The sequence below is a fragment of the uncultured Methanobrevibacter sp. genome, assembly GCF_902788255.1.
Classification (GTDB): domain Archaea; phylum Methanobacteriota; class Methanobacteria; order Methanobacteriales; family Methanobacteriaceae; genus Methanocatella.
In genome coordinates this window covers 1-14076 of sequence record NZ_CADAJR010000042.1, presented here as the reverse complement: position 1 = coordinate 14076, position 14076 = coordinate 1, and the positions used below count along the sequence as shown (strand labels likewise).

Sequence of the window (14076 nt, the reverse complement as noted above, 5' to 3'; positions counted from 1 at the left end):
TAATATTTTGAACCGGTGGGACTACGGGAATAGCCTAGAAAACGCCAAATAAACAAGTGGCACAAAAAAACAAATCTAGGAATCCTCGACTTCTACAAAATCGAGGTAGTTCAATATTAATGTCTAATACGGGATATTGCAGGGATTTTTCTCTGCAATAGGACATTATCTTATTTTTAAAAATTGATTAAGTTAATTCTTCTCTAGTTTTTGTTAAGAAACCATATAATTTAAAATTATAGAAATATCAGTTTAGTGGTCCAATTTTAATTTTTTTTAAAATCATTTAATCTGTGGCGTTTTTAAATGGTGACAGCCTTTTAGTGGCTATTCTAGTTTTTTGACAAGTTTCAATGCCTCGTCGATTACCTGCCACATGTCATAGTACTGATACATTCCAAGCCTTCCTCCGAAGACTACATTGCCCTCTTTTTCGGCAAGTTTCTCATATCTTTCGAAAAGCTCGGAGTTCTTATCGTCGTTCATTGGATAGTATGCCTCTTCGCCTTTCTTCCAGGTTTTCGGATACTCCCTTGTGATTATTGTCTTTTCGGATTCGGAGCCCTCGAAGTGCTTGTGCTCGATAATCCTTGTGAATGGTGTTTCTGCATCGGTATAATTTATGACCGCATTTCCCTGATAGTTTTCCATGTCAAGAGTTTCAAACTCAAAGTCAAGTCCCCTGTATTCGAGCTCGCCGTAGCAGTAGTCGAAGTACTGGTCAATCATTCCTGTGAATATGATCTTGTCGGCTATGTCCAGCCATTTTTCCTTATCGTCGAAAAAGTCTGTGTTCAGCTTGACTTCAACGCCGTCAAGCATCTTCTCGATTATTTTGGTGTATCCTCCGATAGGTATTCCCTGATAGAGGTCGTTGAAGTAGTTGTTGTCGAATGTGTACCTTACAGGAAGTCTTTTGATGATGAAGGCCGGCAGGTCCTCACATTTCCTTCCCCATTGCTTTTCGGTATATCCCTTGACAAGTTTCTCATAGATGTCCTTTCCGATAAGGGATATTGCCTGCTCCTCAAGGTTTTGAGGGTTTTCAATATGGTATTCGGCCTTTTGCTGGTCTATTTTTGCCTTTGCCTCTTCAGGTGTCTTCACGCCCCACATCTGGTAGAATGTGTTCATATTGAAGGGAAGGTTGTAGAGTTCCCCTTTGTAGTTTGCAACAGGTGAGTTTGTGTATCTGTTGAAGTCTGCAAACTGGTTGATGTATTCCCATACCTCTCTGTTGTTGGTATGGAAGATGTGCGCACCGTATTTGTGCACATTGATGTTTTCAGTATTTTCAGTGTAGACGTTACCTCCAATATGGTCACGCTTTTCAATTACAAGGCATTTTTTGCCGATTTTTGTCATTTCATAAGCTATTATGGAACCAAATAAACCTGATCCGACAATCAAATAATCATATTTCATGCTAATTCTCCTATAGTAATATTGGTGCTGATTGTTTTTAACTTTTTACGAATTCTTTGATTTTCCTGTTGTCATTACTTTTGATTTTCTGTATTGTTGCAATCTCCAAATTCGTTTAGAATGGTATTTTACCTGTCGTTCTCATTGAAAAAATATGGGCAATCGGCTCACGCTTATTGGGCCTTTTGAAATATGTTAGGATTGAACCGGTCGGGCCTTCATTAAATCAAAAGCTTTATAGAAAAGTATTTTACGATTGCATTTCAAAAATAGTCTTAATTATGATGGTGTTTCTTGGCGGAACCGTCAACGGTTCAAAATGGAGAGATGAATTAATTCCAAAACTGAAAATCGACTATTTCAATCCGGTTGTTGATGAGTGGAATGAGAAGGCCATGCAGGCTGAAGAGGATGCGAAGGATAAAAGCGATTATCTGCTTTTTGTACTAACTCCCAAATTGGAGGGGTTCTATTCAATTGCAGAGGCGGTTGATGCAAGCATTAAGCATCCTCAAAAAACAGTCATTTGCGTTTTGGATTCGGATGATGGCAATGGGTGGACTGCCCATCAGATTAAATCCCTTAAAAAAATTGAGGATTTGATATCCTCAAACGGGGGAATCGTTATCGACTCTCTTGATGAGCTGGTTCTATTTTTGAACGGTCACTCCTTGGAAGTGTGAATTTTGGTTTCAAGTGCTGTGGTCATGCTTGAAAGCAGCCATTTGGTTTTCAGGTCTGTCTGATGGATTTTTTTGAGTTTGTTTACTTTGCTTAAAAGCAATTTGTTTTCCTCTTTTGTAAACGGTGAATTTTTCCAGGTATATGTCCAGTGCAGCAGGTGAGGGTTTACGCTGACGTTTTGGACTTCCTTTGAATACCCTTCGGTACATTTCCTGCAGTATATGTATGATTCCATCAGCTCATCCAGAAGTCTGACGTTTACTGTGTTTGTAATTGACTTGTCGGATGGAAGATCACGTATGTAATAGTCATAGGACATGAAATTGTTTAAAAACACGATTCCTTTTGCGTTAAGGAGGGTTTCAAGTGTAAATGCCATGTCGTCTCCTGAAACGTAAGGCTGGAAACGTATGTCATTGTCCATAATCAGGTCTCTTCTGTAAATCTTGCACCATACTGACGGGTGCATCTTGAGCATGTCCGGTTCCTGTTCGATATTGTCCACGCTTATTACATTCAACGGCTTGTCACGAGGGTAGGTGACCTCCAGGGGTTTTCCGTACAGGAGCCTTTCAACGAAATTGTCCCATATGAAATCCGGCACCTTTATGAAGTTTTCTGTTTCAAAGGTCTCGTCGGGATAGTACTTTTCGATTTCGTCCATGTATGGGGAGTATGATTTCTGAACCTTGCCTCCATACTCGAATATTCTTCTAAACCTTGCGAATGCCATCTGCGCATCGTGTTCGGTGGCTGCCTTGTATAATGTTTCACATGCGTCCGGGGTGTATCTGTCATCCGGATCCAAAAACATTATGTAATCACCGGTACAGGCGTCAATTCCTGTGTTACGTGGAGTGTATGCTGCGCCACTGTTTTTCTCATGGTGTATTGCAATGCAGCAGTCGTACTTTTCGGCATATTCATCTATGATTTTGTCGGACCCGTCTGTTGAGCAGTCATTGACCATTATTATTTCAAGGTTTTCCTGACCTATAGTCTGGTTTAAAAGGGAGTCTATTCCTCCTTTCAGATGGTCTCCAACGTTAAAAATCGGTAAGATAATACTAATTTTATCATTCATTTTATCACTTAAAAAAATGTGAGCGTTTTAATTAAAATATGTTTTATAAAATATTTAAAAGCATTGCTTTAAAAAATAAAATTGAAAAAAAGAGATTGTAGTGTGGGATTCATTCGTCGTGTTTATTTTCAGATTTTTTGGAAGATTGCTTCTATATATGAGACAATGTTTTGTGCTGATTGCATTTTTGAATATACCATTTTATCACCTATTTTTTAATTTAAAGTTCTAAGTCCTGTTTAATCATTTATAATAGTTCATATATAAAGATTTTCGAATGTAAGTGCTCACTTACATCGATATTTACCTTAAATTTCATTAAATTAAAGTTTTTTTTCGAATGAGGGAATTTCAAAAAATGGAAAGGTATTTTTATAGGTAATTCAAAAAATTATACCATTAACGAATTATTATACTTATTGGATTGATATTTATGAGCGAAGTATATAGAACATTTACATCAGAATCAGTAACTCAGGGACACCCTGACAAGGTTGCAGATATCATATCTGATGCAATATTGGATGCATACATGGCACAGGACAAGAATTCACACGTTGCATGTGAAACCTGTGTAACAACTGACTATTGTTTGGTATTCGGTGAGATTACCTCTGATGCTGATCTTACAAAAAAAGATATTGAAAAAATCATTAGGGACACCATTATCGAAATCGGTTATGACAAGCCTGAACTCGAATTTGATGGTCACAAATGTAAAGTGGACAACAGGCTCCATGCACAGTCCCAGGACATCAACCAGGGTGTTGACAGGGGCGACGAGGAAACCGGTGCTGGAGACCAGGGTATGATGTTCGGTTATGCAACAAACGAAACCGAATCCCTGATGCCTTATCCAATCGATCTGGCACGTAAGCTGACCAACAAGTTAACCGAATTAAGGGAATCCGGTGAACTGCCATACCTAAGACCTGACGGTAAGGCACAGGTATCTGTAAACTATGATAAGGATGGCAATGTTCTTTCATTGGATGCAATCGTATTGTCAACCCAGCATGATGAATCAATGTCTGAAAACCAGGAACAGCTGAAAGCAGACATCCGTGAAAAGCTGTTCAAGGCTGTAATTCCTGAAGGACTCATTACCGAAAATACCAAAGAGCACATTAACCCTACCGGTAAATTCGAAATAGGCGGACCTCACGGGGATGCAGGTTTAACCGGCCGTAAGATCATTGTTGATACCTATGGAGGTTATGCAAGACACGGTGGTGGAGCATTTTCAGGTAAGGACTGTACCAAAGTGGACCGCAGTGCATGTTACATGGCAAGATACGTTGCCAAAAACCTCGTTGCAAGCGGACTTGCTGAAAAATGTGAAATCCAACTGTCCTATGCTATCGGTGTTGCCGAACCTACTTCCGTCATGGTTGACACATTCGGTACCGGCGCTGATATAGGTGACAAGACCTTTGAGGAAATCGTACGTGAAAACTTCAGGTTAACTCCTGACGGAATCATCGAAACCTTAGGTTTAAGGGATACCCAATACAAACAGACCGCAAAATACGGTCACTTCGGTATTGAAGGTCTACCTTGGGAAGAAACCGACAAGGCTGAAGACCTGAAAAAATACATTAAAAATTAAACATGAATTGAAATCACTCCAAGTGGTTTCAACTTAAACTCTTTTTTTTCTAAAACAACTTATTTTGCACGAAATCACTGTAACTATATTTTGTTATTGCATCTTCTTTAACATATTTTTTGAAATATGTGGCTGCTATAATATTTTTAAAAATAGGATTAAAATTATCAAAAGTTTAGCTATAGATGCTAATTTAATCAATCGTAAATGTAAAAATTTTAAAGGAGGATTTGATTCATTTCCATGTATCAAGTTCCTCTTCATTCATGCCTATGTTTGAAGCCATAAAGACCGGGTTTTGTCCTGACTTTTTCTGGGTTTCATAATCCTTAAGGCAGTCCAGAGCTGTTTTTCCCATAAGTACACATGTAGGCAGGTTGATAAGTGTCATCAATCCCATTGTGATGTCTGCAGCGGCCCAGGCCGCATCCATTGGGATAATAGCACCAACAAATATGATTAATGTGGCGCAGATGTAAAATATTCTCATGAACCTTTTTGAAGGCTTCTTTTTATGGTTCAAAAAGGTCAGTGCATTGTCGACATAGAACAGATTTCCAAGAAGGGTTGTAAATGCGAAGAGCACCATTGCTACTGTGATGAATATAGGTCCTGCAATGCCAAAGACTGTGGATATTGCATCCTGAACATAAGGAGCGCCTGAAACTGCGGCGTTTCTTGCAACACCTGTGGAAAGGCACATGAGTGCTGTAGCGGTACACAGGAGCAGTGTGTCAATATAGACTGACAATGTCTGGACCAGTCCCTGTTTTACAGGATGTGTCACATTTGCTGAAGCGGAAGCGTTAGGAGCAGATCCCACACCTGCCTCGTTTGAAAAGAGTCCCCTTTTGATACCGTATACGAGACATGACCCTACAATACCTCCCGCTATGGACTTGAAATCAAAGGCGTCCTGAAGGATGAGAATAAACATTGAAGGGATGTTTGCATAATTGAATGCTATCACGATTAGGGCAACAATAACATATGAAACACCCATAAGAGGAACAACTGTACTGGTGACGCTAACAATTCTCTTTCCGCCACCGAACAAACAGTATCCGGTCAAAACGGCAAGTATGAAACCTATGATTGCCGGTGTTGTGGAAGGGTTGTAAAATGAGTATTCAATGAATGTTGACTGAAGATTGTAGGAGCACAGCAGATTGAATCCGACGGCATATGTAGCGATAAGGAATATGCAGAAGAGAATTGCGAGCTTATGGTTTTTTAGGCCCTGTTCAATGTAGTATGCAGGTCCTCCATAGAAGCTTCCGTTTTCATCCTTTCTTTTGTAAATCTGGGCAAGGGTACTTTCAATGAATGCGGATGAGGCTCCAATGATACACATTACCCACATCCAAAAGCATGCGCCGGGCCCTCCAATACAGATGGCGGTTGAAACACCGATGATGTTACCGGTTCCCACCCGTGAAGCTGTCGAAACCAGCATTGCCTGTAGTGATGATACCGCATTATCGTCTCCTGACGGTTCTAGAAGAAGACGTAGGGATTCTCTGAATAGTCTTATTTGAACTCCCTTTGTTCGAATGGTGAAATACAATCCAGCTATTGCCATGACAATAATCAGAATTGGAAAATACATTACATTATCAATTTCAGTCAATATTGTTACAATTACATCCAACATAAAAACATCTTTTTAACTTTTTTTACATGTTTATTTTGGATTTTTTAATATATATTTGATTCCATTTCATTTAAACTAACTTAACCCGTGTTATAATGTATTTTGATTATTTTTAAGGCATTATTTTTAATTTTTTTAAATTTTTTTTAAAAAAAGAGGATAATTTTGTGGGTTTGGATATGAAAAAATAAGAAAGGGGTGGGATAATAATTTAGTCATTTGCTAAATTATCAAAGTACCCTTGGATGAACACAACAGGTGTTCCCTTGTCTCCTGAACCGCTTGTCAAATCACAAAGTGACCCGATTAAATCGGTCAGTCTTCTTGGTGTGGTTCCTTCTGTAATCATCTGACCGGTAAGGTCAGCATCCTTGTGTTTGATTTCTTCCTTGATTGCATCTTTCAGCTCATCGCCTTTCAAATCGGCGAACTTGTTGTCTGAAACGTATTTCAATTTAATCTCATTTGGAGTACCGACGAGTCCTGCGGTATGTGCCGGTGAAACTACAGGGTCAGCAAGTTCCCAGATTTTTCCAACAGGATCCTTGAATGCGCCGTCACCGTAAACCATAACTTCAATCTGTTTTCCGGTAAGGTCAATAAGTCTTTTCTGTACCTCTTCAACAAGTTCCTGCCCGGTTTTAGGGAAGAGCTTAAGTTTTTCCTCGGTTGCCTTGTTTGAACCTAAAAGGCCGTAGTCAGGGTTGTATCCTGAATCTCCGACAGGTTCGGTTAAAACCTCATGCATTCCATAAACGTTTGCGCCCAGTGACTTAAGCAGTTTTGTTGTCTTTTCACGGGTGTGGATGTCACAGGTCAGAACATCGTTTGTGTAGTCAAGGATGGTTTTAATGTCATTTGAAAAGACGAACTCGACTTCACAGTCCTCGCTTTCGATAAGTTCACGGTAAAAGTCAATCATGTTAATTCCGGTAAATGGGTGAATCCATGAACCGAATGTTTCTTTGTATTCATCTTCGGAGATGACGCTTGCAAGATTGTATTCGCTTTCATCAAGCAGTGCTTCATCCAAAATTCCGTTTCCGACCTCATCGGCAGGGAAGGAGGTTTGCAATGTAATCTTGTCCATTCCTCTTGCAATACCTTTTAAAACCATTGAAAAACGGTTTCTGCTTAAAATAGGGTTTACGACACCGATGCTTTTTGATGGGAATTTGTTTTGAAGGTCTTCGGCAATGTCGTCTACGGTGACATAGTTTCCTTCTGAAATTCCAACAACCGCTTCTGTTATTGCAACAACGTCTTTGTCCTTGAATTCAAAGTTTTCACTTTCTTTTGCAGCCATCAATGAATCAACGACTATTGTGGCCAAATCATCGTTTTCTTTAATAATAGGGGTCCTTATTCCACGTACTACAGTACCAACACATCTCATTTTATATACTCCTAATAAGGTTAAATTAACCATTTATTTTTTTATAGTTTAACTTATTTAAATGTAAAGTTTCTCAATTTTTCACTTTTATAATGCGTTTTTTTCAGTATTTTTGTTGCGGATTTTTTGATGTTCATGCAATTGGTGTTGTTATTCTTATTCAAATTGGTTGCAAGCAAAAATCAATATTGATATGAACTTATTTTTTTATAATATCTTGTTAAAATTGATTTGGACTTATATAAAAAGATTTATATTCTTTAAAATCAAATTAACGAATGCTGATAAAATTCTGTGAGGTGAGAAAAATTAAATTTCACGAGGATGTTATTTTCAAAAACAATGGTGAAATCTATGGACAGGACTTAATTGAGATTGTCAACATCGAGGGGAAACTAATCAAACTTCACCAGACTGAATCAAGCATCATTGATCCTAAAATGTACAAACCGGATTTGATAATGGAACTTAAGGACAAAATTATCATATTCGAGTTTCAAAGTTCCCGTGTTGATACTAGGGACAAAAGAAGGTTTCGCTTCTACACTGCACTTTTTGACCATGTCAAAATCAAATCCAAAAAACCCATAGAAGTTCATGTTTTAAGTACTATCGAAAAAGAGCAGGTTAAATGGTATAATGTTAGCTCAGAGGCAAGATTTCCAATATATATTCATTCCTTGAAAAACATTGATGGTGACAAACTTTTAAATACTATGAATACTAAAATAGGAACTAACCAAAAGCTTATAACAAAAGACTTACTCATGATAAGCTTGCTTTGCTTTATGGAATCTGAAAAGACTGTGGATATTAATATTTTAAACTCTGCAGTGACAATAACCAATATTCCTGATTTAGATGATGATATTGGTCAATTCGTTAAAGGGGTCGTACTAATGTTGTGTGACAAGTTTGTTACGGACGAATCACTGAACACAACAATTTCAAATATTGTAGGTGGTAATATGAAGATTGTGGAAGATTATGCACAAAGGAAAGTTGATGAAAAATTAGAAGAAAGAAATATGGAATTTGTAATCAATTTGGATAATGAAGGCTATGAAATAAGTGAAATTGCTAGAATTGCTAATGTAAATTTGGATTTTGTTAAAAAAACATTATCCAAATAATTTTTTTTTAATCGATTTTTTGAGGATAGTTTCAGGTTCTTAAAATTGAATCAAAATGTTTGTTTGGGGTTGAAATATGAAGATTGTGGAAGATTATGCTCAAAGGAAAGTTGATGAAAAATTAGAAGAAACAAATAAAAAATTTGTAATTAATTTAAGGAAAAAAGGGTTTTCTCTTGATGAAATAGTTGAAACTGCTGAAGTTAGTTTGGATTTTGTTAAAAAGACACTGTCCAAATAAAAAAAGAATAAAAGAAGTAGTAACTACTTCTCTGCTATTGAAATACTGTTCACGATACCGTTAATTTCATCGGAATAGAGATCCACATTGGTATTGTTTGTAAAGATAATCAATTCTGATATTTTGTTGTCTTTAACGTAACCTACATAACGGTATTTGGCAACATCCATATTTGTCATGCCTTCATATGGCTTGTATGGTGCGTAATCATGCCAATATTCATAGTCGCCGCTTGAAACTCTGTCGCTGGAAACGGTCTTGAGCTTGTCAGGGTCTGCTGAAAATTCATAGACCTTGAATCCGTTTATCTCATCGGTTTTGATCTTTTTGTATCCGGCATCTTTCCCGTTTGACTTTAATGCATCAAAGAGTTCCTTTTCAGCAGTGGCATTTCCACTCATTACCGGTGCAAACAGCACTCCAACATCATCCTTGTATGCAATTCCCTTGTCGTCAAGCATGTATTCGCTAGGAAGTGTAACCACATCGTCTCCTGCAACCAAGGTCAAATCAGAAGAGCCCACCATGTAAAGCACTCCCAGAATTGCAACAATCACAACGACTATCACTCCAATCAGGATTTTCTTGTTCATCTTTTCACCTCCTTAACTTCGATTAAAATATGTTTAAACATAATATTCTTTGGTTAAAACTTAATTACTTGCCTTCATATTTCATGCTTGCACCTTCATGGATTGTTATTTTGGCTCCAGATTCCAACTTGACGTCATCGTTTGAAATTGTAAGGCCACCATTTGATGATGCTTTAAATTCTGCATTACCTTCAAGGTCGTATTGACCATCAAAGCTGTAGTATCCTTCAGGAACGTCGGTTCCTACGACATAGGTTCCCGGTCCGAATGTTGTGCCTTCAACCGCAAATGAACCGTTGTGGATTGCTCCTGAAAAGAAAAGGGCTACAAAAGCGATGCATACTACTGCAATCACTGCAATGATTATCAGATATTTCCTTTCCATTTATAATACCTCCTATAATTGATTCTGTTTTGAGGATATTTAAGTCGCATAAAGGGTTTTCTTTCATTATTTTCAGTGGTTACAATGTACTCCTCTGCTATTTGCGGTGGCGTCAATTAGGAGTTTTCTTCAAAAAAACAAATGATAAAATAAATATTTAAATATAATATTTTAAATAAATTAAATTGAGAGTATGTTTAAAAAAATTACTAATACATTGGCAGAATCCAAAAAATATTGGTTAATCTATCTGATTTTTATCACTATCACTCTGGCATCGACGCTTTCGGCTAAAAATTTCGACAAGCCGCAGGTTGTCATAGCGTCATTTATCATAGTGGCGATCCTGGGTGTGGTGTGCATAGTATATTATTTCATGCACGACTCGGAAAACGAGCTCTACAAGGTAGCTTTCGTTATCATACTGTGCTTCGGTATATTGTCTGCGCTGATTGTGCCGATTGCCGATGTAAGTGACGAGCTTGAACATCTGACACGTGCGGAAATCACTTCCCGGGGGGTAATTTTTCCTCATTGGGAGGACGGACCGAACAATCTTACCCAACTCTACAACCGTACTGAGGGAAAATACAGTAATGCCCTGAATACGGATGTGGGATTCAACACGACTGCAAGTCACATGTTCTTTTTAAACAATCTGGGGCTGACCGTTTTTGAAACACCTCACGATTCGGACAAAATTAGCAATAAGACCATGCTTGACGGGTCAGCATTTGAGCAGAATCCGTTTTACGGATATCTTCCTCAGGCACTGGGTGTTTTAATAGCGAAACTCTTTGATTTGAATGTCATCTGGATGCTGTGGCTTGGAAGGATATGCAATCTGATTTTCTATGCATTCTTAATATCAATGGCTATTCGCATAGCGCCGGTGCTGAAGGTTCCCCTTCTGGCCGTTGCCTGCATTCCGATTTCGATTTATCAGGCGGCCTCTGTGAGCATCGATTCGATGATCATAGGTCTGGCGCTGCTTACGTTGGCATACTTCCTGTATCTCTACAAGTCCGAGGCGGAGTCGCTTGAAGTCAAGCATGTTGCAATATTCTGTGCCCTTTCACTGCTTTTGGGGCTTTGTAAGTTGCCATATCTTGCGTTTGTCTTTTTGATACTCTTTGTTCCAAGGGAAAACTTCAGGGACAAGTCAATATGGAAATACATGCTTTTAGGTATTTTCATTGTTGGTCTTATAGGTGTCATGTGGAGTACATATTCCGAACCTGCCCTCATGCATTCATGGAGATCCAAGCTCAATTACATGGATGCCGATCGTCAGCTGGAATATATTATGGGCCATCCTTGGTTCATTGTCCACTTCTTCAGGCTGATTTTCACATTCACCCTGGGCCTTACAGTCAACGGGCTTTTCAATTTCTTTGCTGCCGGAAGTCCGAACCATTATATGGACCACTACCTGTTCATTACGGTGCTCATCTGGATATTCCTTTTGGCGACATTGATGTTCTATCCAAGGAAGGTCGATTTCAAAAACAAGACAAGATGGGGAGCGCTTGCGATTCTTTTGATAATATACGTTGGAACATGCTTCATCCAGCTTCTCACCTGGGCGGATGTCGGAAAATACAATATCGGTGTCAGCACAAGGTATTTCATTCCGCTCTTTGCGCTGCTTCCAATCATTGTGCCGTTTAAAATCGATCGTCTCGAGAAGTTCACAGACAAGTACATGATGGTTTTCATTATAGGGTTCATGGCAACACTGATTCTGGCTTTCGCCACCAAATACTACTATTAGCTATTTGAGGAAATCCTTGCCGTAAAACATTACCCTTCTTGCCAGGAAGTTCCAGAAAAGGACAATGATTGCTGATATGATTTTGGAAATCAGATAATAGAGTCCCAAGACATCTGTAAAGAGGTAAAGCAGTATCTCGGTAAATACAAGTCCGATAGTGCTTATAAGTAAAAACAAATTAAACTCCATCACCTTATTTTCTATATTGTCCTGGTTGAACACCCACCTTGTGCTCATCACATAATTCACCAGAACGGATATGATGAATGAGAATACCGCAGATATCAGGTAATAGATTCCGCATATGTCGGAAAAGAAGTATAAGAAGAAGAAATCCACAGCAAATGCGGTTCCTCCAACGAAGATGTATCTGAAAAGTTGGATGAAAATATTGTCTGTAGGATCCTTAAAAAGCTTATTTATCAATGTCTCATTCCTCTTTTTTCAGTTCGTTTAAAAGAATCAGGTGGCGCTCGAGCTCTTCGGCGTGATGGTGGTTTAGAACATGCAGTATGACTCCGACAAAGAATGTGCATGCGGCGATGATTACCACTGTGGATATGACAATCAGTGTAGGAATCTTAAGCACCTGGCCGGTGCTGAAAAACCTAAAGAGAATCGGGAAAAAGTATATTGCCGCAATGATTAGAAGAATCAGTGAGGCGACTGAAAAGTACATCAACGGACGTTTGTCACGTATCAGTGCAAAAATCATCCTTATGACCTTCATTCCGTCACTGTAGGTGTTGAGTTTGGATTCGCTGCCTTCCTTACGATCCCTGTAGTCAATAGGTATTTCCTTGATTTTGAAGTTGTTCATAAGAGCGAACACACTCATTTCGGTTTCGATTTCAAACTCCTTAGAGCGTATCGGAAATGACTTGACGAATGAGTAGTTGAATGCCCTCATACCGGTCATTATGTCATGCAGATCGCTTTTAAAGAATGTGTTGATTGAGTTTCGAACAAACTTGTTTCCGCTGTTGTGGAAGCGTCTGTCGTTTTCCTCGAAGTATGTTGAGGACAGTCTGTCCCCGATTACCATGTCCGCCCGTTTGTTAAGGATTATTTCCTCAAACTCCGCTGCCGCCTCGGCGGGGTATGTGTCGTCACCGTCAACCATGATGTAGCAGTCCGCTGTGATGTCATGAAACATTGATCTTACCACATTTCCCTTTCCCTGTCTGTATTCGTGTCTTACAATCGCTCCTGCCCTTTCGGCTATTTCTGCCGTATTGTCGGTTGAATTGTTGTCATATACATAGATATCTGCATGTGGCATACACTTTTTGAAGTCACTTACAACCTTTTCAATTGTTGATGCCTCATTGTAACAGGGAATCAGGATTACGGTTTTCATAAATTAATATTGTGTTTTTATGTGATTTATATTTGATGCAAAATTGTTCATGAAAATAGGATTTTATATTTGATGATGTGGTATGGAGGTTAAAAAAATAAGTTGGAATTAATAGGTTTTCCTATTAAATCCACTTATGCAGCATGCAAAAAATCATCTTTTGTATTCACATGATTTCTAATTGATTACTAACGTAATTTTATTTTGGTTACCGGATGGTATTTGTTGTGAGCTGTGCCGAATTTTGCCCAGTCGCTCATTCCTCCATTAGTTCCTACTGTCCACCAACCTTTTTTACCATTCTGCATGCCGTTTTTATGTTCATAACATACATATACATCGTATCTTTTACTGTTTTTCTTTTTAGATCCTAAATATTGTTTATAGGATTTTTTATATTTGCATTTTACTTTAATTGTCTTTTTACCATCTTTCACCTTGACGGTGATGTATTTTTTATTCTTATATTTCTTTGCGTTTACAGGTTCTGCAAATGCAACGCTTAAAGTCATTCCGACGATGAATATTGCAAGAACACAGATTACAATTTTAGTGTGTTTTTTCATAGGCATTTCCCTCCTTTGTTATAATTTTGTGTGTTAGTTGCATTTAAATATATTCTTTCCGGTGTGATTCATTTTTGAGACTCTTTCAAAAACTTTGTTGATTTTCAAAATCCTTTTTGCGATTGTCATTCCAAATGAGATCTCTGCGATAGATTCGTTTTAAAACGCCTCG

The 14076-nt window shown here is 38.4% G+C and carries 14 protein-coding genes; 5 read left to right on the top strand and 9 right to left on the bottom strand.

What is annotated here, in order from left to right:
- Nucleotides 1-327 precede the first annotated feature (327 nt).
- Nucleotides 328-1425 (bottom strand): UDP-galactopyranose mutase, encoded by a 1098-nt coding sequence (glf, locus tag QZV03_RS10490; protein WP_296876588.1) that lies wholly within the window; start codon nucleotides 1423-1425, stop codon nucleotides 328-330.
- 281 nt (nucleotides 1426-1706) lie between these two features.
- Between glf and QZV03_RS10485 the strand changes: the two genes are divergently transcribed.
- A complete protein-coding gene (locus QZV03_RS10485; RefSeq protein ID WP_296876586.1) occupies nucleotides 1707-2108 on the top strand; it encodes a nucleoside 2-deoxyribosyltransferase domain-containing protein in 402 nt (133 codons plus the stop codon).
- Here the strand turns inward: QZV03_RS10485 and QZV03_RS10480 are convergent.
- Entirely contained in the window at nucleotides 2090-3193 is a 1104-nt protein-coding gene (locus QZV03_RS10480) for a glycosyltransferase (RefSeq protein ID WP_296876584.1), read from the bottom strand. The genes QZV03_RS10485 and QZV03_RS10480 overlap by 19 nt on opposite strands.
- A gap of 433 nt (nucleotides 3194-3626) precedes the next feature.
- Here QZV03_RS10480 and metK point away from each other — a divergent pair, with 433 nt between their 5' ends.
- Nucleotides 3627-4802, top strand: coding sequence for a methionine adenosyltransferase (gene metK, locus QZV03_RS10475; protein WP_296876582.1), 1176 nt, complete (start codon nucleotides 3627-3629; stop codon nucleotides 4800-4802).
- 235 nt (nucleotides 4803-5037) lie between these two features.
- Here metK and QZV03_RS10470 read toward each other — a convergent pair whose 3' ends face one another.
- Together QZV03_RS10470 and QZV03_RS10465 are read right to left on the bottom strand one after the other, a co-directional pair.
- Nucleotides 5038-6456 carry a sodium:alanine symporter family protein gene (locus QZV03_RS10470; protein WP_296876580.1) on the bottom strand — a complete coding sequence of 473 codons (1419 nt, stop codon included), beginning with the start codon at nucleotides 6454-6456 and terminating at the stop codon, nucleotides 5038-5040.
- Nucleotides 6457-6667: 211 nt separating this feature from the next.
- On the bottom strand, nucleotides 6668-7852 hold the full coding sequence (locus QZV03_RS10465) for a coenzyme F420-0:L-glutamate ligase (RefSeq protein WP_296876578.1): 1185 nt from the start codon (nucleotides 7850-7852) through the stop codon (nucleotides 6668-6670).
- A 278-nt stretch (nucleotides 7853-8130) separates the two neighbouring features.
- On the opposite strand from QZV03_RS10465, the gene QZV03_RS10460 reads away from it, so the two are divergent.
- Together QZV03_RS10460 and QZV03_RS10455 are read left to right on the top strand one after the other, a co-directional pair.
- Complete coding sequence (locus QZV03_RS10460) at nucleotides 8131-8985, top strand: hypothetical protein (RefSeq protein WP_296876576.1); 855 nt, start codon at nucleotides 8131-8133, stop codon at nucleotides 8983-8985.
- A 76-nt stretch (nucleotides 8986-9061) separates the two neighbouring features.
- Nucleotides 9062-9226: a hypothetical protein gene (locus QZV03_RS10455; RefSeq protein ID WP_296876574.1), complete on the top strand. Its 165-nt coding sequence runs from the start codon at nucleotides 9062-9064 to the stop codon at nucleotides 9224-9226.
- Nucleotides 9227-9249: 23 nt separating this feature from the next.
- Here the strand turns inward: QZV03_RS10455 and QZV03_RS10450 are convergent, their stop codons facing one another.
- Entirely contained in the window at nucleotides 9250-9819 is a 570-nt protein-coding gene (locus tag QZV03_RS10450) for a hypothetical protein (RefSeq protein ID WP_296876572.1), read from the bottom strand.
- Nucleotides 9820-9883: 64 nt separating this feature from the next.
- The gene (locus tag QZV03_RS10445) at nucleotides 9884-10204 is read right to left on the bottom strand and encodes a hypothetical protein (RefSeq protein WP_296876570.1); all 321 of its coding nucleotides are present in this window, start codon (nucleotides 10202-10204) and stop codon (nucleotides 9884-9886) included.
- A 376-nt stretch (nucleotides 10205-10580) separates the two neighbouring features.
- Here QZV03_RS10445 and QZV03_RS10440 point away from each other — a divergent pair, with 376 nt between their 5' ends.
- Nucleotides 10581-11978: a DUF2142 domain-containing protein gene (locus tag QZV03_RS10440; protein ID WP_296876568.1), complete on the top strand. Its 1398-nt coding sequence runs from the start codon at nucleotides 10581-10583 to the stop codon at nucleotides 11976-11978.
- Here QZV03_RS10440 and QZV03_RS10435 read toward each other — a convergent pair whose 3' ends face one another.
- The 3 genes from QZV03_RS10435 to QZV03_RS10425 all read right to left on the bottom strand — a co-directional run bounded on the left by QZV03_RS10435 (nucleotide 11979) and on the right by QZV03_RS10425 (nucleotide 13904).
- Nucleotides 11979-12404, bottom strand: a complete 426-nt coding sequence (locus QZV03_RS10435; RefSeq protein ID WP_296876567.1) for a GtrA family protein — start codon at nucleotides 12402-12404, stop codon at nucleotides 11979-11981.
- Between the two features lie 4 nt (nucleotides 12405-12408).
- Nucleotides 12409-13338 carry a glycosyltransferase family 2 protein gene (locus QZV03_RS10430; protein ID WP_296876565.1) on the bottom strand — a complete coding sequence of 310 codons (930 nt, stop codon included), beginning with the start codon at nucleotides 13336-13338 and terminating at the stop codon, nucleotides 12409-12411.
- A 188-nt stretch (nucleotides 13339-13526) separates the two neighbouring features.
- Nucleotides 13527-13904: a hypothetical protein gene (locus tag QZV03_RS10425; RefSeq protein ID WP_296876563.1), complete on the bottom strand. Its 378-nt coding sequence runs from the start codon at nucleotides 13902-13904 to the stop codon at nucleotides 13527-13529.
- Nucleotides 13905-14076 lie beyond the last annotated feature (172 nt).